Annotated in this window: 20 protein-coding genes; 14 read left to right on the top strand and 6 right to left on the bottom strand. The window is 63.8% G+C overall.

Annotated features, from left to right (window positions below; all coding sequences use genetic code 11):
* Window position 1 precedes the first annotated feature (1 nt).
* The gene (locus tag QN358_RS01065; protein ID WP_323511235.1) at window positions 2–907 is read right to left on the bottom strand and encodes a Fic family protein; all 906 of its coding nucleotides are present in this window, start codon (window positions 905–907) and stop codon (window positions 2–4) included.
* A 155-nt stretch (window positions 908–1,062) separates the two neighbouring features.
* Between QN358_RS01065 and QN358_RS01060 the strand changes: the two genes are divergently transcribed.
* The 9 genes from QN358_RS01060 (at window position 1,063) to QN358_RS01020 (ending at window position 8,927) form a co-directional block, all read left to right on the top strand.
* A complete protein-coding gene (locus tag QN358_RS01060) occupies window positions 1,063–1,425 on the top strand; it encodes an ArsR/SmtB family transcription factor (RefSeq protein WP_136640385.1) in 363 nt (120 codons plus the stop codon).
* Window positions 1,422–2,537 carry a cation diffusion facilitator family transporter gene (locus QN358_RS01055; protein WP_323511233.1) on the top strand — a complete coding sequence of 372 codons (1,116 nt, stop codon included), beginning with the start codon at window positions 1,422–1,424 and terminating at the stop codon, window positions 2,535–2,537. Before QN358_RS01060 ends, QN358_RS01055 begins: the two co-directional genes overlap by 4 nt.
* A gap of 47 nt (window positions 2,538–2,584) precedes the next feature.
* The gene (locus tag QN358_RS01050) at window positions 2,585–3,322 is read left to right on the top strand and encodes a VIT family protein (RefSeq protein ID WP_323511231.1); all 738 of its coding nucleotides are present in this window, start codon (window positions 2,585–2,587) and stop codon (window positions 3,320–3,322) included.
* Window positions 3,323–3,380: 58 nt separating this feature from the next.
* Complete coding sequence (locus QN358_RS01045) at window positions 3,381–4,073, top strand: response regulator transcription factor (protein WP_136640388.1); 693 nt, start codon at window positions 3,381–3,383, stop codon at window positions 4,071–4,073.
* Complete coding sequence (locus QN358_RS01040) at window positions 4,073–5,434, top strand: HAMP domain-containing sensor histidine kinase (protein WP_323511229.1); 1,362 nt, start codon at window positions 4,073–4,075, stop codon at window positions 5,432–5,434. The genes QN358_RS01045 and QN358_RS01040 overlap by 1 nt, the downstream gene beginning before the upstream one ends.
* Window positions 5,435–5,723: 289 nt before the next feature.
* A complete protein-coding gene (locus tag QN358_RS01035; RefSeq protein ID WP_323511227.1) occupies window positions 5,724–7,010 on the top strand; it encodes a ferredoxin reductase family protein in 1,287 nt (428 codons plus the stop codon).
* A complete protein-coding gene (locus QN358_RS01030; protein ID WP_136640391.1) occupies window positions 7,007–7,555 on the top strand; it encodes an FMN-binding protein in 549 nt (182 codons plus the stop codon). The genes QN358_RS01035 and QN358_RS01030 overlap by 4 nt, the downstream gene beginning before the upstream one ends.
* The gene (locus QN358_RS01025) at window positions 7,555–8,292 is read left to right on the top strand and encodes an FAD:protein FMN transferase (protein ID WP_136640392.1); all 738 of its coding nucleotides are present in this window, start codon (window positions 7,555–7,557) and stop codon (window positions 8,290–8,292) included. Before QN358_RS01030 ends, QN358_RS01025 begins: the two co-directional genes overlap by 1 nt.
* Before the next feature lie 140 nt (window positions 8,293–8,432).
* Entirely contained in the window at window positions 8,433–8,927 is a 495-nt protein-coding gene (locus QN358_RS01020) for a hypothetical protein (protein ID WP_323511225.1), read from the top strand.
* A 9-nt stretch (window positions 8,928–8,936) separates the two neighbouring features.
* Here QN358_RS01020 and QN358_RS01015 read toward each other — a convergent pair whose 3' ends face one another.
* Complete coding sequence (locus QN358_RS01015) at window positions 8,937–9,470, bottom strand: TetR family transcriptional regulator (RefSeq protein ID WP_272898602.1); 534 nt, start codon at window positions 9,468–9,470, stop codon at window positions 8,937–8,939.
* 226 nt (window positions 9,471–9,696) lie between these two features.
* Here QN358_RS01015 and QN358_RS01010 point away from each other — a divergent pair, with 226 nt between their 5' ends.
* Window positions 9,697–11,172, top strand: coding sequence for an MFS transporter (locus QN358_RS01010; RefSeq protein ID WP_323511224.1), 1,476 nt, complete (start codon window positions 9,697–9,699; stop codon window positions 11,170–11,172).
* Here the strand turns inward: QN358_RS01010 and QN358_RS01005 are convergent.
* The 4 genes from QN358_RS01005 to QN358_RS00990 form a co-directional block, all read right to left on the bottom strand.
* The gene (locus QN358_RS01005) at window positions 11,159–11,968 is read right to left on the bottom strand and encodes an SGNH/GDSL hydrolase family protein (protein WP_323511222.1); all 810 of its coding nucleotides are present in this window, start codon (window positions 11,966–11,968) and stop codon (window positions 11,159–11,161) included. The genes QN358_RS01010 and QN358_RS01005 overlap by 14 nt on opposite strands.
* A 142-nt stretch (window positions 11,969–12,110) precedes the next feature.
* Window positions 12,111–12,707, bottom strand: a complete 597-nt coding sequence (locus QN358_RS01000; protein WP_323511221.1) for a hypothetical protein — start codon at window positions 12,705–12,707, stop codon at window positions 12,111–12,113.
* Window positions 12,697–13,263: a sigma-70 family RNA polymerase sigma factor gene (locus QN358_RS00995; RefSeq protein ID WP_323511219.1), complete on the bottom strand. Its 567-nt coding sequence runs from the start codon at window positions 13,261–13,263 to the stop codon at window positions 12,697–12,699. Before QN358_RS00995 ends, QN358_RS01000 begins: the two co-directional genes overlap by 11 nt.
* A 67-nt stretch (window positions 13,264–13,330) precedes the next feature.
* Complete coding sequence (locus QN358_RS00990) at window positions 13,331–15,235, bottom strand: chloride channel protein (protein ID WP_323511217.1); 1,905 nt, start codon at window positions 15,233–15,235, stop codon at window positions 13,331–13,333.
* 140 nt (window positions 15,236–15,375) lie between these two features.
* Between QN358_RS00990 and QN358_RS00985 the strand changes: the two genes are divergently transcribed.
* Genes QN358_RS00985 through QN358_RS00970 form a run of 4 tightly spaced genes read left to right on the top strand, consistent with a single transcriptional unit; the run spans window position 15,376 to window position 18,970 of the window.
* Window positions 15,376–15,852: a MarR family transcriptional regulator gene (locus QN358_RS00985; RefSeq protein ID WP_161580306.1), complete on the top strand. Its 477-nt coding sequence runs from the start codon at window positions 15,376–15,378 to the stop codon at window positions 15,850–15,852.
* On the top strand, window positions 15,842–16,885 hold the full coding sequence (locus tag QN358_RS00980; RefSeq protein WP_323511213.1) for a cytochrome c oxidase assembly protein: 1,044 nt from the start codon (window positions 15,842–15,844) through the stop codon (window positions 16,883–16,885). Before QN358_RS00985 ends, QN358_RS00980 begins: the two co-directional genes overlap by 11 nt.
* Window positions 16,882–17,742 carry a cytochrome c biogenesis CcdA family protein gene (locus QN358_RS00975; RefSeq protein WP_136640399.1) on the top strand — a complete coding sequence of 287 codons (861 nt, stop codon included), beginning with the start codon at window positions 16,882–16,884 and terminating at the stop codon, window positions 17,740–17,742. Before QN358_RS00980 ends, QN358_RS00975 begins: the two co-directional genes overlap by 4 nt.
* Entirely contained in the window at window positions 17,735–18,970 is a 1,236-nt protein-coding gene (locus QN358_RS00970; protein ID WP_323511211.1) for a redoxin domain-containing protein, read from the top strand. The genes QN358_RS00975 and QN358_RS00970 overlap by 8 nt, the downstream gene beginning before the upstream one ends.
* The last annotated feature ends 12 nt before the right edge of the window (window positions 18,971–18,982 follow it).

Below are 18,982 nucleotides of genomic sequence, written 5' to 3'. Positions count from 1 at the left end.
CTCAGTCGCCGAGTACCTTCTCGCGCGAAGCCACTCCCGGGTCAAGCGCGGTGTCGAGCGTGTCGTTCAGAGGCCGGTGTGACCCCGTGGCCTGGTAGTGGTACCACGAGTGGATCATCTGTTCGCGCAGCGGCTTGCCCATCAGAAAGTCGGCCGGGTCGACTTCGAATCCGATCGAGTTGTGGTACTCGATGAAGTACGCGGTCATGGCTCGTGAGTTGCCATCCCTAAACGGATGCACCGACTGCAGTTCGCCGCCCGACTCTGAGATACGGTCGATGCGTTCGGCTCGGGGCAGGTCGGTTCGCCGACGGAAGTACTGCAGTTGGGCGAACTGCATCGAGGCAGCCTCAGCCACTTCGGGGCCCGGGTAGTAGACATATTTCATCAGTGGCGCGTCGGGGTCGCCCGGCCCGTGCTCGACGGTATCGGGTGCGAACCGAATCATCGACGTCTCTGGCCCGACGCGTTGCTGGCCCGCCCAGTTGTAGATGTCGCGAAAGAGGCGGCGATGGATGCTCTTCAGATGTTCGTAGTCGAAGTACCCCAGTACCGGGTCGCCGGCCAGCTCGACCAGTCTGAGGCGCGATATCTCGAGTTCGACGATGCGAAACTGGTCAGCGTCGACGATGCCGAAGGGGTGCGCGTCGTCGACGATGCGGCTCGCGAGCGTGAGTGAACCGGGTACGAGATAGTCGTCGAAGTCATGGATGACGGGTGCCTGTCGAGGCGCAATGCGAGTGCCATAACGAGCAGCGGTCATGGCAACCGCCTCGTCGCAGCTGAGCCCGCCCACCGCCACGCGCGTGACCAGATCGCGCACGGCCGCGTCGCCCACATCGACATTCAGCAGTGCGAGGTTGGCGTCGGCGAAGTCGATTCGCCACTGCAGAGCGTGTTCAGCCATTCTGTCTCTCCCCGCGTCTCGTGTATTTCGTACCCCACGCTTTGTAGCCTGCTCTCATCATGACGTTTCGTCAACCACGGAATGCGGCGTCAGGCGACCGGTTTGCGGGCAGGCCGCGATTTTGCTCATGCGGTCTGTCATGTCATGATCTGCGTATGGATGCAGATGCGCGGGTATGCGGCAGAAGACCAGACAGCAACTACGTTGAATTGGCCGTAGAGATTTTCAGCATGCTCGCTGACGCGACCCGGGTGCGACTGATTCTGGCACTTCGAGAGGGCGAACGATCGGTGAACCAGCTTGCTGAGCTCGTCGACAAGAGCCCTGCCGCAGTTTCGCAGCACTTGGCCAAGCTTCGTCTCGCGCGCATCGTTGCCGCCCGGCAAGACGGCCAACGCGTCTTCTACCGCCTTGAGAACGAACACGCATCCGCCCTCGTCTCCGACGCGATCTTTCAGGCAGAACACACCCTCGGCACCACCCCTCGGCACCACCACCCGCAGGCCGAACAGAAGTGAACACTCCGCACGCTCACGACCACGAGCATCCCCACGAGCACGAGCACGAGCACGAGCACGGCCACGGCCACGACCACGAGCACGACCACGAGCACGGCCACGAGCACGGCCACGGCCACGGCCACGAGCACGGCCACGGCCATGGCGGCCATCGTCACCCCAGCGGCATCCGTGCGTTCTTCTACGGGCTCTTCGTGCCGCACAGTCACGATGCCGCAGACTCCATCGATGACGCGCTCGAGGCCAGTACCGCGGGAGTGCGTGCGCTGAAGATCAGCTTGTTCGTGCTGCTCGGCACGACGGTGCTGCAATTCGGGGTCTTCCTGGTCAGCGGTTCTGTCGCGTTGCTCGCCGATACGATCCACAACTTCTCCGATGCCCTGACCGCCGTTCCGCTCTGGATCGCGTTCGTTCTGGCCCGGCGTCTGGCGACCCGGCACTACACGTTCGGTTTCGGCCGGGCCGAAGACCTCGCCGGGCTGTTCATCGTAGCCGTCGTCGCGCTGTCAGCGGTCGTGGCCGGTTGGGAGGCGATCGGCCGGTTCTTCCACCCGCAGACCGTCTCGAATCTCGGCTGGGTTGTTGCCGCTGGCATCATCGGGTTCGCCGGCAACGAGGCCGTCGCCATCTACCGCATCCGCGTCGGCCGACAAATCGGCTCCGCCGCTCTCGTCGCCGACGGAGTGCACGCGCGAATCGACGGATTCACATCGCTGTCTGTCGTCATCGGTGCCATTGGTGTGATGCTGGGGTTCCCCCTGGCCGACCCGATCGTCGGTCTGTTGATAGCGATATCGATTCTGATCCTGCTCTGGGGCACCGTGCGGAGCATCGGTCGCCGACTCATGGATGGCATTGACCCCGACCTCCTCGACCGGGCCGAACGAGCTCTGCTCGACACCACCGGAGTGATTTCGGTTCAGAGGATGCAGCTCCGATGGGTGGGCCACCGGCTTCAGGGTGCGGCCCGAATCCAGGTGGGAGAAATTGCGCTGTCAGCCGCCGACGTCATTGTTCGGCGCGCGGAACAGAACCTCAGCGAGGCCCTGCCCAACCTCGACGACTTCACCATTGGGGTGGCCAGCACCCCGCCGCTGGGTCGGCAAGGGTAGCCTGTCCGTCCTAGTATTCGCAAACCGCATCTGCCTATGGTGTGCACATGAGTACCGCATCCGCTGAATCTTCTTTTGCACACCACGATGACGAGCCCCACGCCGGGAGCCTCGCCGGGCGACTGAACTGGCTCCGCGCCGGAGTGCTGGGCGCCAATGACGGCATCGTCTCGGTCGCAGCGATCGTGGTCGGTGTCGCTGGTGCCAGCACATCGACCCCGGTCATCCTCGCAGCCGGTTCTGCGGCCCTCGTCGGCGGTGCCATCTCCATGGCTCTTGGCGAGTATGTGTCCGTCAGCAGCCAACGAGACTCACAGCACGCCCTGATCGAGAAGGAGCGAGCGGAGTTGCACGACGACCCCGCCGGCGAACTCAACGAACTCGCGGGCATGTATCAGAATCAGGGGCTCTCGGCAGAGACCGCGAAACAGGTCGCACTCGAGCTCACTCAGCGAGATGCACTGAAAGCCCACCTGGCGATGGAACTGAACATCGACGAGAACGACGTCGTGAGCCCGTGGAGCGCAGCGGGGGCATCCGCTCTCTCGTTCCTCCTCGGCGGAATCCTGCCCCTTCTGGCCATTCTGCTGCCGCCCGAACCGGCACGCATCCCGATCACCTTCATCGTCGTGATCATCGCTCTGGCGGCGACAGGCATCACCGGTGCGATTCTCGGGGGCGCCCGAGTCGTTCGGGCCACCTTGAGGGTCGTGATCGGCGGAGTGTTAGCGCTTGCGGCAACTTTCCTGATCGGGTCGCTGCTCGGCACGTCGGGAATCGCCTAGACCCACGAGACCTGTGACACTGAACCAACACCACTCACAGGCATCCATTGGAGACGGCATGGCACGAATTCTCGTAGTCGAAGACGATCCGCAGATGGGCGCCCTGATCGAGCGGGGGCTGGTGGGAGAGGGTCACACCATCGACCTTGTCACCAACGGCATCGATGCTCTGATCGCTCTGCGGCACACCCATTTCTCTGCGGCCGCCATTGATGTGATGCTGCCCAAGATGACAGGGTTCGAGCTGTGTCGCCGCATCCGGGAATCCGGCAACACTCTCCCGATCATTCTGCTCACGGCACGCGATGGCATCGAAGACCGGGTCACCGGGCTCGATCTCGGAGCGGATGACTACCTCACCAAACCGTTCGCCATCGCCGAACTGAATGCCCGCCTGCGAGCCCACATCCGCCGGAACACCGCTGGCGGCACCAGCACCCTCGGAGTCGGCAACCTGATGCTCGATACCGCAGTCGTGCGCGCAACCGTCGACGGCAAGACCGTCTCGCTGAGCCTGAAGGAATTCGCTCTGCTTCGACTTCTGGTCTCCCAGCCCGGGTCGGTCTTCTCTCGTCAACAGGCCCTCGAAGAGGTGTGGGGGTCAGCCGAGTTCTTCGAGCCCACGCTTGTCGACCAGTACATCAGCTATGTGCGAAAGAAGCTTGAAACAGCACATGCTCTCGTGACCATCAGCACCGTTCGCGGTTCTGGGTACCGTATCGATGCGGCGTCGACCGCCGCGGCCACGTGATGCGCTCCCTCTCGATCCGCGTGCGCATCACCCTCGGCAGCGCCCTGGTCGCGGCGGTGCTGTTGTTTCTGGTGGGGGTGGGCATCCACTTTCAGATGCTGACCGTCACGACCCAGTCCGACCGTACGCTCGCGACCAGCGATCTCGAAGCGTTCATGTCCGATATTCGAAACAACCCCGATGAAACTCCCGATCAGCCCGCAGCCGGCATACTGGTGCTGATCAAAGATCCAGCCGGTGCGTACCGCATCGATACCGTGCCCGTGAGTCTGCGGGGCGCACTCGAACACCATCCCTCCGGCGACGACACGTTCACGGTGCCGAGCGATGCCGGAAAGTTCACGGTGGTCGGAAAGAGCCTCGCGACCTCAACCGGGGTGTGGCAGTTGTGGGCCGTTCGCAGCAGCGCGACCAGCGACCTCACCGTGAACGAAGTCGATCGGCGGCTCGCGGTCGCCCTTGCGGGCATCCTCATCGCGTTCACACTGGCCGCGTGGTTGCTGACCACGCTTGCGCTTCGACCCGTGAAGAAAATGAGGGCAGCCGCTGAAGCGCTCAGCGAGACCAACACCACAGACGGACTCCCGGTGGGCCCGGCCGACGACGAAGTCGCAGCCCTCGCCGTGACCCTGAACACGTTTCTCAGCCGGGTCAGAAACACGTCGGTGCGCGAGAAGCAGATGATCTCCGACGCCAGCCATGAACTGCGCACCCCCATCGCCGTCATGACCACGCAACTCGAATTGGCCCACACTCATTTCGGCGATGCCGTCGCGCTCGAACACGACCTCCTCAGCGCCGAAGCATCCTTGTCCAGGCTCTCCCGATTGGCCAGCAATCTACTGGAACTCTCGCGCCTCGACGCCGCCGAGAACAGGCAGCTACCCTCTGAGACAGCAACTGCGACAGAGCTTGTCACCGAGCTGATGGGCGCCATCGACCGGGCCCGGATGATGGCAGGAGTGGGGCACGAGAACATCCAGTTCGAAGACGATATCGTCTCACCCGACCAGCGGTACGCGTTGTCACCGACAGCATTCGGGCGGGTGCTCGACAACCTCCTCATCAATGCTCTGAACGCCTCCCGGGGGGCCGGAAACATTGTGGTCTCGCTGAGCCAGACCGCCAGCGCGCTGCACCTGAGAGTCGACGACGAGGGAACAGGGATGCCGGAGGAGTTTCTTCCGCATGCGTTCGACCGGTTCAGCCAACCCGACACCGCGCAATCATCCGGCCTCTCCGGCAGTGGCCTCGGACTGGCGTTGGTGCACAGCATCGTGACCCGAGCCGAAGGGAGTGTCACTCTCGCAAACCGTCACCCCTCTGGCCTGACGGTCGAAGTTCTGATCGACAACGTATGAAGTCTCGAACAGGTTTCATACTGATTGCTCACCGTCTACCCGAGAACTGCCGACAAGCTCTGAGATGACACAGACCGTCTGACCCGCAGGGGGTTGCCGTGTCTGATGAGACAGGGAGCACACGGTGGCCACGAGCACTGCGCATCACCCCCGAGCCTCGCACCGCAGAACATCGCCCGCCCAGCTGAGCCGGGAAACGATGATTGCGGCTCGGGAACGGGCACGAAACTACCGTTCACGGGCGCGTGCTGCAGACCTGATGGGCGTGCTGTGCTGGCTCTCTGTCGCTGTGTCGGTCGGTTTGTACCTCGCTTACAGCGGAGCAAGTCAATTCACCAGCCCCGGCGGCATCATCACTGCAACAGGAATCATCACGGGGCTCGCGGGCACCGACCTCATTCTGCTGATGCTGGTGCTGGCCGCACGGGTTCCCTGGATCGACCGAACCGTTGGGCAAGACCGCGCCATCGCCCTGCACAAACGTCTCGGCAAACCAGCGCTCTACCTCATTCTCGGCCATGGTGTACTGCTCACCATCGGCTATTCGGTGCAAGACGGCACGAACGTCATTGCAGAAACGATCAGTTTCTTCGGGCTCGGAAACGACCTCCTGCTCGCGTATATCGCAACCGCGCTGCTGATTGTTGTGGTCGTCACCTCGGTTGTCGCCGTTCGCCGCCACTTTGCATACGAAGCGTGGCACCTGATCCATCTGCTCAGCTATCTTGCGGTTCTCGTGGCACTGCCGCACCAACTCAGCATCGGCGGTGTTCTCGCCGACGGCACTCTGCAACGCGTGTACTGGCTCGGCTTGTACTGTGTGGCGTTCGGCGCGATCGCCGTGTTCCGGTTTGCGGTGCCCGTCGCTCGAACACTGCGGCACCGGCTCCGCGTCGAACGAATCGACCAGGTCGCCCCGGGAGTGGTGTCGTTGCAGCTCGCAGGCGCTGATCTTCGCAGGCTCGGCGCTTCAGGCGGGCAGTACGCAATCTGGCGGTTCTGGTCGTGGCGCACCTGGTGGCACGCACACCCCATCTCCTTCTCTGCAATGCCCACCGACCGCTCGGTCAGACTGACCGTGCGGGAGCTCGGCCGAGGAACTTCACGGCTCACCCGGCTGCGGCCGGGAACGTTTGTCTCGATCGAAGGTCCGTACGGTATCTTCACCGACCAGGCGAGAACTTCTCCTTACCTCTCGGTGATCGCCGCTGGTATCGGCGTCACCCCGGTGCGGGCCATGCTCGAACACGCCACGCTGCGACCGGGGGAGGCGAGCATCCTCTTGCGTGGCACCGACGAGAGCCAACAGTACCTCTGGCACGAAATCGGCCAGATCGCCCACAATACGAACGCCACCGCGTTCTCGATGCTCGGCCACAGGCCCGCCAACTACCCGACCTGGATGTCTGCGCACGCGCTGGCGAACAACGTCACCCTCGAATCGACGTTCCCGCACCTGCACGAGTCAGACCTGTTCATCTGTGGGCCGGCCGCGTGGGCCGATGAAGTCGTCGCCGATGCCCGGCACGCCGGCATGCCCGAACGCCAGATTCACATCGAGAGGTTCGGCTCATGAGGCGGCGTGCCGTTGCCGCCAGCATTGTCTCCTCTGGCGCCGTTATTCTTCTGGGCTGGCAGATCGGCACCCAATCTCAGGCCGCGAATGCTCCTCAGGCGGTCAGCGCGGCGCCCGTGGCGGCGCCCGCGGCAACGGCAGCGCCGGCGAGCAGTGCCGTTGCGCCGACGACAGCGCCCGCGGCGCAGTCATCGACGACAACTGCACCAGCGCCCGCAGCGCCCGCTGCGCCCGCTGCCGCAGCGCCTGCTGCCACTCCGGCAGCCACCCAGGGTGCGTTCACGGGGTCTGCAGTCAGTACCCGGTACGGAACGGTTCAAGTGCAGATCACCGTGAGCGGTGGAAAGATCACAGACGTGACCCCGCTGCACCTCACCGACGACGGTGGTCGTTCTGTTCAGATCAGCAACCAGGCTGCCCCCATTCTTCGAAAAGAAGTGCTGGCCGCGCAGTCCGCGAACGTCGACTCGGTGAGCGGTGCCACGTACACCACTGACGGGTATCTCCAATCGCTGCAATCCGCGCTCGACCAGGCCAAAATGTGATGCGCACGCACACGTTCCAGGCGATGGGCACCGTGGTCAGCATCCGCTTGCGCACGTGTGTCAGCGGTGGGGGAGGGGGCGGTGACTATGACGCTCTGGAGGAGGTGTTCCGAGCCCTCGACGAGAGGTTCAGTCTCTATCGGGCCGACTCCGAACTGAGCGCTGTCGCTCGGGCTGATCTCCCCCTCACCGCAGCCTCGACCACGCTACGCGACGCCTACGAACAGGCCATCGGCTGGCGAAACCTGACCGGTGGAGCGTTCACTCCGCACCGGCCAGACGGTGTCATCGACCTCTCCGGCATCGTCAAAGCCCAGGCAATGGCATCGGCCGCACCGCTTCTCGACCAGCTCAGCCCAACGGGGTGGCTCCTGAACGTGGGCGGTGATGTGCTCGCCGGCGGCGGCGACCCGTGGCAGGTCGGCATCGTCGACCCTCGTGACCGGCAGCAGCTTCTGGGCTCCGTACCAACAGGGCCTGGCTGGAGAGCCGTCGCGACATCGGGAACCGCCGAACGAGGAGAACACATCTGGCGCACCGGTGCGCTGGCCGAATTCGTTCAGGTCACTGTTCTCGCCGCAGACATCGTCACCGCCGATGTGCTCGCCACCGCCATTCTGGCCGGCGGTCACAGCGTTCTCGACCTGGTCACCCGAACCTGGCCGCTCGACGTGCTCGCAATTGACAGGAATGGCGCACTGCGGGCCACCCCGAATCTGCGCGCGTCGCTGACGTAGTACTGGCAGCCGTGAGGCGGAGCCCTCATCGGGCCGCACTCGCACTCGCAGTTGTTTCGCAATCTGCCGTCATATCGCAAACAAGCGTAAGGAAATGAGCTTTCGCGCGTCTCTCGAGTAAGACACTCGAAAGGACTCCCATGTCGATCTCCACCCTGCCCGCCCGCCTCTCTGCCGCGACCCTGGTAGGCGCGGCCATCTGCGCCCTCGTCGTGACCGGGGCGACGGCCGCTGAGGCGAGCCCCGCCGCACCTCCGGTTGAAACTGGCGGGTCGACCGTCACGTTCACAGTTCCCGACGCGTTCCCCTCGACCGACAGCACCGTCGAAATGATGGGCTTCGTGCAGAACATCGGGCGAGGCTCGACGACTGACGCTTTCGCTCTCACGCTGAAGTGCGGCCGCACATCGGTGCCGGTCGAGCTGCGGGTGTACGCCGAAGGCAACGTGCTCTTCTATGAAGCGGCGATTCCGGTGTCATTGAGCGAAGCGAAGTGCACTCTCACCGGCACGACGTCGCGCCCAGCCCAGTCGTTCAAGTTCATGCCGGCCGTCACCACCGTACTGAAGGGTGCCCGCATCGTCGAGGCCGACGCCGCGCTGGTGGCATTGCATCCGTCGGGAGGGCTGTACTAAGGCGTCAACCTAGTGCTTCAACAGGGCCGAGAGCAGTTCTGTCATCGGCGTGTGCAGGTCTTCTGCCGTCGCAGACGAGAGCGGCTCGAGGCCCGTCGAGGTACGCATGAGAACGACACCCATTACCGCGGCGATGGCGAGCTGTGCACGCAGAAGGTGGTCTGCGGGTGCGGCTGAGGTGGAGCATCCGGTCGCTAGAGCCATGCGTTCGGCGAACGAGGCGAGCGTATTCTGCCGGATGAGGTCGGCGGCTTCGTCACCCGACGAGCGCAGCAGCAGAAGCAGTTGCAGCGCCTGCTCGCCGTTGGGGGAGTCGGCGATCTGCGAGATCATCGTCGTGATGATGTTCTCGATCGTGGCGGGCTCGGTGTCGGGGCGTCGTAATTCTTCGCCAACACGGGCCAGGCAGGCCTCGAACAGGCCCTCTTTCGAAACGAAATAGCGGCTGATGAGTGCCACGTTGACGCCGGCGTCGGCTGCGATGTCGCGAACGGTCGTGGCCGAGTAGCCGTCGCGGGCGAAGCGCCGGCGGGCGGCGTGCAGCAGCAGTCGGCTGGTGGCTTCGGCGTCACGTTGTTTCGGTGCTGCCGGGGGGGTGGAAATGGTCTTCGCTCCTTCGCGTGCGTGCGCGCTCGTGTGTGCGTCGGGCTCTAAAGAGCCCCTTCGCCACCGTACCGGTCACGGCGTGATAAGTAAACGCGTATTGACTTGTCGTGGAAAATAGTTACGCTTCATAAGTCAGCATTTGTTTACACGCGTCGGGAGAGCCATGTCATCCACCGTTCAGAGTCCGGCCACGGGCGTGTCAGGGGTGCTGACCAAGCGCCGCCCCAACACCACGTTGATTGTCATCTATCTGTCGCTCGGGGGCCTCTCATTTGCCGTACTGCAGTCGCTGGTGGCGCCCGCCCTCGCCACGATCGGCCGAGACCTCACCGTCTCGACCAGTGACGCGTCGTGGATCCTGACCGCCTACCTCCTGTCGGCCGCCGTGCTCACGCCGATCTTCGGGCGGTTGGGCGACATGGTCGGCAAGCGCCGCATTCTCATCGTTGTGCTCTCGCTGCTGCTGGTCGGAACGCTGCTCGCCGCCCTCGCGCCGAACCTCGGCGTGCTCATCGTCGCCCGGGCGCTGCAGGGCGCTGCGGGCGCGATTCTGCCTCTCTCGATCGGTGTCGTTCGCGACGAGTTGCCCCGTGACAAAGTCGGCGTGACCATCGGCCTGTTGTCGGCGATCTTCGGAATCGGCGCCGGCGTGGGAATCGTGGCTGCCGGGCCCATCGTCGAGAACCTGTCGTGGCACTGGTTGTTCTGGCTTCCGGCTGTGCTCATCGTCATTGCACTGGCCGGCGTCATCTTCGGCATGCCCGAGTCGCCGGTGAAGAAACCGGGTCGTCTCGATGTGCTGGGGGCGGGCATCCTCGGTGTCTCCCTCGTCTCGTTGCTGCTGGCCATCAGTGAGGGCGAGAACTGGGGCTGGGGCGACGGCAAGACGCTCGGCCTCATCGCGCTGGGCGTGATTGTGCTCGTCGTGTTCGTGTTTGTCGAGTTGCGGGTGAAAGAACCTCTGGTCGACATGCGCCTGATGAAGGTCAGGGGGGTGTGGACGGCTCACGTGGTCGCACTCGTCTTCGGTTTTGCCATGTTCGGTACGTTCGTGCTCGTACCCACGCTCTTGCAACTGCCCACCGCCACCGGCTACGGGTTCGGCGAATCGGTGTCAGCGGCAGGGCTCTACCTGCTGCCCACGGTGTTGATGATGATCGTCTTCGGTCCCGTCGCCGGCATTCTGGTTCGTCGAACCGGCCCCAAACCGCCCCTTCTGCTCGGCTCGGTCTTCGTCACGGCGGCCTTCATTCTGCCCGCCATCGACCACAGCCAGATCTGGCAGATCGTGGTCTCGGGACTGCTCACCGGCGCGGGCATCGGATTGGCGCTGGCTTCGACCTCGAATGCCATCATCGAGAGCGTTCCCGCCACGCAGACGGGCGAAGCGATCAGCGTCAACACAATCTCGCGTACCATCGGCAGCAGCATCGGCACAGCCGTGATCGCCGCACTCATCTCGTCGCACAGTTCGCCGCAGGGCCTGCCACAGAACGACGCGTTCACGATCGGATTCTGGGTCTGCGCCGCCGTTGCGGTTCTCGCCATACTCGGTGCCTTCGCGGCGCCCTCGATGCGGGCACGCCGCGCCCAGGCTCTGGCCCTCGGCGTCGACGACTTTCCCGTCAGTGAGAAATAACGCCTGCTATGTCAGTACCGATCGCCGACGCCAGCACGTGCAGCCCGTCGGCGGTCGGATGCACGTCATCGCTCTGCATCAGATCGGGTTGCCCGGCCAACGGTTGTCCGATGTCGACGTACGAGGCCGAAACGTTCTGAGCAGCGCTGTCGAGGTCTGAATCGATCTGCAGCAGCTGTTCGGGCACCGCAGTGTCGCCCCAAAATGCGCTCAGCGCAATGATCTGGGCCTGGGGCAGAGCGGTGTGCAGCTGCTCGAGAGCGCTCGTGCTCGCGTCGGCGATGTCGGCATTGTCTTCACCCAGGTCGTTGCTGCTCGCCGAGATGATGACGACCGAGGGGTCGAGGCCGATGGCCTCAGTGACCTGCGCTTCGAAGGTGTTCGCGTCGTTGCCGAGCCGCACGAACCCTGTGCCGTCGGTTGCCAGGTCGGCGAACTGCCACGTGTTCTGGTCTGCCAGCAGCACAGGCCAGGCCTGGTCGGGGTCGACGCCGTGGCCGTCCATGATCGAGTCGCCGATGGCCACGACGACGGGATCGGTTGCTGCTGCCGCCCCCGCCGATACGGCTTCTGCGGTGGCGACGGGCGACGCTGTCACGTCAGGGATGGCGACCGACGGAGCATTGGCCGGGGGAGCGAGCGGCGGTTGTACACTTTCGACGACCGAAACCGCGGGGTGGGTGCCTTGTGCTGACGCCACCCGCGAGTTCGACAGACTGACTGCACCGACCAGCGCCACCGCGGCCAGGAGCACCCCGGCGCTGACGAGCAGTCGCGTGCGGTGTTGTGCGGGCATCTCGGCCTCCTTCTGAGGTCGACGCTACGCTCGCACATTCTGAATTTCGAGGGGGCGGCCTCTCAGTGGGCTATGGGTTCGCTAAGAGAATGGGCGCGCCTCGCTCGATTGTCGCCGGCGCGCGCTGGGCGCGTCTGTCGCATCAGATATCTTTCGCGTTGAAGAAATCGAGTGTGGGTGACGAGGGGTCGCCGCCGAACTGGCAGATCCAGATTGTGCCTGTCGGCATTGGCTCTGCGGGCGTTGCGAAACTGACATAGACCTCCGGCACACCGCTCGGCGTCAGGTGAACGAAGCGTGCTTCATACTCGCTCGTTGTGACGGAGCCCGGGAATTCGTCGTGGCCACGGGCGACGCAAAGGTTCCACAGAGTTCGGGCGTCGTATCCGTCGATGAAATCGGGGGCGGGCTCGCTGACGGCCGGGGGATCGTCAGAAACGGTGGGGGTCGGTGTGGGTGTCGGTGTTGGGGTCGGTCTGGCGGGAGTGGGTGTCGTGGTGGCGACGGGAATCTGTGGTGCGGTGAAGGGGTTGGGGATGGCTCCGGTGGCCAGTGCGGCGCCCGCTGAGCCGACGACGAGCAGGCTGACGAGCGCGATGGTGATTGCGGCTGTGCGGCTGTGAGGTCGTCGGGCAGGCGTCTGTTCGTACCTGGTTTCGTCGGCCCGCCGCAGAATGTTTGTTTTCATCGTGGTGAGCATGCGGGTGAGGTCGTCACCGCTGGGGGGGTCAGTTCTCATTGTCGGTCACCGCCTTTTTCAGTCGTGCGCGGGTTCTGGAGACCCGTTTCTTGACGGCATCGACGCTGATGCCGATCTGCTCGGCGGCCTCGGAGTAGGGTCGCCCTTCGATGAGGCAGAGTTCGCAGATGCGCCTGTCGACGGGGTCGAGTTGTTCGATTTCGTCGAGTACCCAGCGCAGTTGTTCGCGAGCTTCGTCGTTCGCCCGGGGGTCTGTTCTTGGGTCCGCGCGGAGTTCGTCTGATAGTTCGTCGGTACGGTGTTTTTCGTGTCTTCGGCGGAGGTTGAGACCGTGGTTGCGGCAGGTGACGAGCAGCCAGGGGAGTAGCGATGAGTCGGGCAGCACGATGGTGTCGCTCTTCAGCCAGACGGTGACGAAGGTGTCTTGAACGAGTTCTTCGACATCCATTTTCGTGTCGGCGACTGCCCACGCGTAGCGGGTGACGGTTGGTGCATATCGGTCGAACAGCGCGGCGAGCGCTTCAGAATCGCCGATGACCAGTCGCGCGAGCAGCTCGCTGTCGGCATCGGTGTCGGTGTTGTTTTGTTGGCTCATATGCGCATCCCCCTCACTATAGAAGTGTCAGGAAACAGTAAAAGGTGACCGGGCGAGGGATTCTCGTTCAGCCGGGCGCGAGCACGTTGATATGGTCTCCGGTGACTAATATCATTGAGGGATCGGCTTCGCCGAGTTGCCCGCCTCGTGCCACGGAAACGGGAATGTGGCCGCGCGGCCAGGTGAGCGAGCCGAGGGTTCTGCCAACGTCGTCGGATTCGGCTGAAATGCTGACTTCGAGTACGTGAAAACCTCGGAGATTTGATGATGGTGCTGCGGAGCGAACGCTGTCTCCTGACCGTGCAGTCAGTTCTCGGGCGACGGAGGCCACGATGCTGTGAGTGCTGACCCAGCCCAGAATGGTGGTGGCGTCTTCTGAGAGTACGGGCAGCCCGGTGTGTGGGTAGGCCTCGAGCTGACGGAGCACGTCGGGCAGGGGTTCTGTTTCGAAGACAGACTGAGGTGTGCGTGACACTACGAAGGTTCCGGGCAGAGGCACATCGGGATCGGATGCACGATCTGGCGTGTCGTGCGTTCGAATCTCCGTGGGGGAGGGGAGCCGGCGCATGGTGTTCTTGGCCGTCAGATCGCTGAATGCGCGCCACGGTGCTGCGCGATCGAGGTCTTGTCCGCGGCGGATGAGTTTGGTCGTGTAGATCGTGCCGTAGCTGATGCCCCGGGAGAGCGCAGTCGAGATACCGACGGTGAGCATGACGGGGAGGGTGAGAGTGAAGTCGCCGGTCAACTCGACCACGCTTGCGAGCGAGGTCAGAGGCGCGCGAGTCGCGGAGCTGAAGACGGCTGCCATCCCGATCGCCGCATACAGAGCGGGGTCGCCGGCAGCGGGGCCGAAGAGGTGGTCAGCGACGATGCCGAACGCCGTGCCTGTCATCAGCCCGATGAAGAGGGACGGTGCAAAGATGCCCCCGGAGCCCCCGATTCCCAGCGTGAGGCTTGTGGCGAGCACTTTACCCCCGGCGAGAATGAGTAGGAACCAGAGGGAGTAGTCGCCGGCGACAGCATTGAACATGACGGGGTAACCGACGCCGAACAACTGCGGCACGCCGAGCAGGAGCAGACCAAGAAAAATGCCTCCGACAGCCGGGCGTGCCCACTCGGGGCGCCCTCGCCACAGTCGGTCGCAGAGGTCTTCGATGGCGTAGAGGGCCTTCGTGAAACCGATTCCGATGAGGGCGGCGATGACGGCGAGTACCGCTACGAGCAGGTAGTTCTTCGGGGTGCCCAGTGCGAGTCCGTGAGGGAAGTCGGCCAGAAAGGGGGAGTTGCCGAGAAATTGGATCGCAACGGCGTCGGCCACCATAGCAGAGAGCATCACTGCGAAGAGGGAGTCGACCGAAATCTCGCGAATGATGATTTCGACAACGAAGAAGACCCCAGTGATGGGTGCGTTGAATGTGGCCGCGATACCGCCTGCTGCCCCGCAAGCGACAAGGATGCGCATGCGATGCTCAGGCATCCTGAGCCACTGGCCGAGGCTCGACGCCATGGCCGATCCGATCTGAACAATCGGTCCTTCGCGTCCGACAGATCCGCCGGTTCCGATCGTGAGAGCAGACGCGAAAGCTTTGACGATAGCGACCTGTGGCCGGATACGACCGCCGTTCACGGCGACGGCGACCATCACCTCCGGAACACCGTGGCCACGCGCCTCGCGGGCGAAGAAGTAGACCAGCGGCCCGTACAGCAACCCGCCGACGACGGGAATGACGACATAGAAACTCAGCCCCAACCACGGCAGATGCGAGCTCGTGACCCAACCGTCTTGGCCGAATTCGACCTGGCCGGTGAATAGCCACGTCACCGCGTACACAAGGTAACGAAACGCGACGGCTCCGAGCCCCGCCCCGACTCCGACGATGAGCGCGAGGGTGAGCAGCCCGAACCGCGAACCACGCAGCCAGGCTCGCGCCCCTCTGAGCGCACTGCGAACGTCCCGCTTTTTCTCGACCATAGGTTCTGGCAACACCGTCTTCCAGCTTTCTCATCATCGACTGCGGATGTGCGCCACCGTGTGGCAAATTATTTGCAGACATGCAACTATTGCACAGATGCATATTTCAGATGCATCACCCTGAGAGTGAGAAGAACTCCATGACTGAAGCGGCGCTTGTCGCGCACCTGGACTCCACGAGCGCGACCCTGACGGCATCCCGGGCACTTCTCGGCGTTGTCGCGCGATCGGTGGCGAGCGCACTCGAAGTGGTGACGTTGCCGCAGTTTCGGGTGCTCGTTCTGTTGTCGGCAAGCGGACCGACGCGCGTTGGAACTCTGGCTGACCAGATGACCACACTCGCGTCAACCTTCACCCGCTCTCTCGATCGAATGGAAGTCGCGGGCTGGATCACTCGCATTCCTGGCCCCGGTGATCGACGAGCGGTTCTCGTTGAGCTCACCGACAAGGGGAGTCAGCTGGTCTCCGACGTGACAACGCGCAGAGAACAAGAGATTCAGAAGATTCTGGCGGCTCTCTCCGATGAAGATCGGGTCGCCCTGGTGCGAGCCTTCACGCTGTTTGCCACCGCGGCGGCAGAGCCGAGTGTTGAAGATCTGCTGACCCTTGGTCTGTGAGCTGCTCGCCGCCAGCACCGAACCTTCTCTGCGTGCGATGGGTGGGGCGATGTGGATGCCCACCGCGCCGCCGACCGCACTGAATCTGTTCGCTCTGCACCTTCAACCGGTGCCGCTGTTCCCCGCCTTCGCCGTCATTCTGCTTGTGGGCTACCTGTTCGGGGTCTTCTGGCTCCGGCGGCGCGGCGACCGCTGGCCGATCAGTCGCATTGTGTGGTGGGTCGCGGGTGTAGCGACCCTGCTGCTGATGACCGCGACGGGAATCGACGGCTACGGAATGGAGCTGTTCAGCGTGCACATGCTTCAGCACATGGTGATCAACATGCTCATTCCCATTCTGCTGGTGCTCGGAGCACCGATCACTCTGCTGCTTCGAGCTCTGCCTGCCCGCCATGGTTCTGGGCGAAGCGCACGCGCCATGATTCTGCGCGTGCTGCACAGCGCGCCGGCGCGCCTTGTGACGCATCCTGTTGTGGCTCTGCTGCTCTTCCTGGTCAGTCTGTACGCGCTGTATTTCACCCCTGCATTCGACTACCTCATGGGCACGATGTGGGGCCACAATCTGATGCTTGCGCACTTTCTTGCGATCGGGTGCCTCTATTTCTGGGGTGTCGTAGGCGTTGACCCGAGCCCGCGCAACAGTGGCCGTGGCCTTCACCAGCTGAGCAAGCCTGCGCTGAGGGTCATCGAGCTGGCCGCGACGGTTCCGTTCCATGCGTTCTTCGGGGTTGTGGTGATGATGTCGACCGTGCTCATTGTGCGTTCGTATGCCGGCACGATGCCGGGGTGGAACATCACTCCACTCGGCGATCAGCAGGTCGGTGGCGGAATCGCCTGGGGGTTCACCGAGTTGCCGACGCTCGTCGTTCTCGGTGTCCTGTTCTGGCAGTGGCAGAAGGCAGACTCGCGCCAGAGTCGAGTGGCCGATCGCAAGGCGGCCCGGAATGGGGATGCCGAGCTGAACGACTACAACGCGCAGTTGGCGGCGCTGGCCGCTCGCGACCAGACCGGCACGAGACCGGTCGGGCGATGAGCTACACGGTCGTCGGATACGCCTTCGCCCTCGGTCTCGTCGGTGTTCTGAACCCCTGCGGTTTTCCGCTGCTGCCGGCGTATCTCACCCTGTTCGTCACCCGCGAGCGCGTGCGCTGGCCCCAACGGCTCATGCGGGGTCTCGGAGCAGGCCTCTGCATGACTGCCGGTTTTCTCCTCGTGTTCACCATCGTGGGACTGGTGACGGCATCGGCGGTCAGTGTTGTGCTCGCCTGCGTACCGTGGCTGATGATCGCCGTCGGTGGGGCTCTCGTCGTCGTCGGCGTCATCACCGTGACGGGGCGTTCCGTTGCCGTTCACCTTCCGTCGCTGGCCTTCCGCTCCGGAACCGGTGTGCCGGCCATCCTCGGTTTCGGCGCAAGCTACGCTGTGGGCTCGCTCAGCTGTTCCCTCCCACTCTTTCTCGCCGGGGTCTTCGGCGCCTTTGTGCGAGGGTCGTTCGTGAACGGCTTGTCTGCGTTCGTCGCCTACGGCCTCGGTATGGGCGTCTTCGTCACAACCCTGAGCATCGTGGCGGCGTTCGCCGGCGGCAACGCGGTGCGGGTGCTGCGGCCCCTGACACGCATTCTGTCGCCGTTGGCCGGAGCAGTGCTCGTCACGTCAGGCGGCTATCTCGTCTTCTATTGGCTTCATGACCTCATCGACCCGGCGATCGGCTCGGGTCTGATAACGGCCGTGCAAACGGTTCAGAGCGCCATGGCCTCAGGGCTGGGCGCGGCTGCTCTTCCCGTCGGTGCGGGTCTCGGCTTTCTTGTCGTCGCGGCTCTCGCTCTCGTCACGATCCTTGCCGCACGCAGCGAATCCACAATTCCGAAAGGTGGCACGCCCGATGCCTGACAAGGCAGAAGAAGACGAAACGCACGATCGCGACACGGGTGACCCGAGCATCCGGGTGCCTTCTGTCACCACCAAGCGGCGAGGCTCGGTCTGGATGCTCTGGCTGACCGGTGCCGTCACGGTCGCTGTAGCTGTGGCACTCGTCATCGTCTACGGTTCAGCACAGGCGCAGCCGGCGAGTGCCGATGTCATGCCCGGCATCACGCAGGCCACCGCTGACCTCTTGCAACTCGACGGCACCGATCAACCAGGCGTAGCCGCCCCTGCATTCTCGCTCACCGACCAGAACGGCGCCCCGATGACGCTGAACCAGTTTCAGGGCCGCTCGGTGGTGCTCACCTTCAACGACGATCAGTGCACTGACCTCTGCACTCTGCTCGCAGAAGACGTACTCGCCGCCAATACCGATCTCGGTGCGGCACAGAACACTGTTGCGTTTGTTTCTCTCAATGCCAACCCGTATTTCCCGGCTCCGGCCACGGTGAAACAGTGGAGTGATCAGCAGGGCCTCGGCAACACCGCTAACTGGTATTTCGGTACGGGCACGCCCGGGGTGCTCTCTGCGGTGGCTGCAGCGTACGGCGTGCCCATTCAGCTCGACCCCGCTGACAGAACCGTTCAGCACGGCACGGAGATCTTCTTCATCGACCCCTCTGGCAACGAGACGCGGCTCGGGGAGTTCGGCACAGAATCTGCTGACACCGCGCCGTTCGCGTACGCTGTGGCCCGGGTCGCCGACGATCTTCTGCCGGCCGGGAAACGCACCACCGTCTCGGGCCACGGTGTTGTGTCGGCGAGCACCGACAACACGGAGCTCGGGTCGACCCCTGCGCCTGTCGAACTGCCGAAGCTCAGCGACCCGTCAACCACCGTCTCCACGCGTGCAGACGCGGGAAAATACACGGTCATCAATTTCTGGGGGAGTACCTGCACGGCCTGCGCCACTGAGATGCCCGCCCTCGAATCGGAATATCGTCTTCTCGGCGGCCGTGTTGCATTTGTGGGGGTCGACGTCGACGACAAGACCGCGGCGGGCCACACATTCACCCAACGATTCGGCACGACCTACGACGTGGTCTCCGACGCCACGGGCGCGGTTGCTGGCCGCTACGCGATTACGGGACTCCCATACACCGTCGTGTTGGATCCTGGCGGTCAGGTCGTGATTCGGCATCCGGGCGCATTCACTCAAGACCAGCTCGACTACCTGTTGCGCAGCCTCGGTTAGCTCGTCGCGGTA

It is taken from the genome of Subtercola sp. RTI3, assembly GCF_035018625.1.
Taxonomy (GTDB): Bacteria; Actinomycetota; Actinomycetes; order Actinomycetales; family Microbacteriaceae; genus Subtercola; species Subtercola vilae.
Note: the sequence above shows the minus strand (reverse complement) of the source record. Positions and strands in the feature narration are given on the sequence as shown.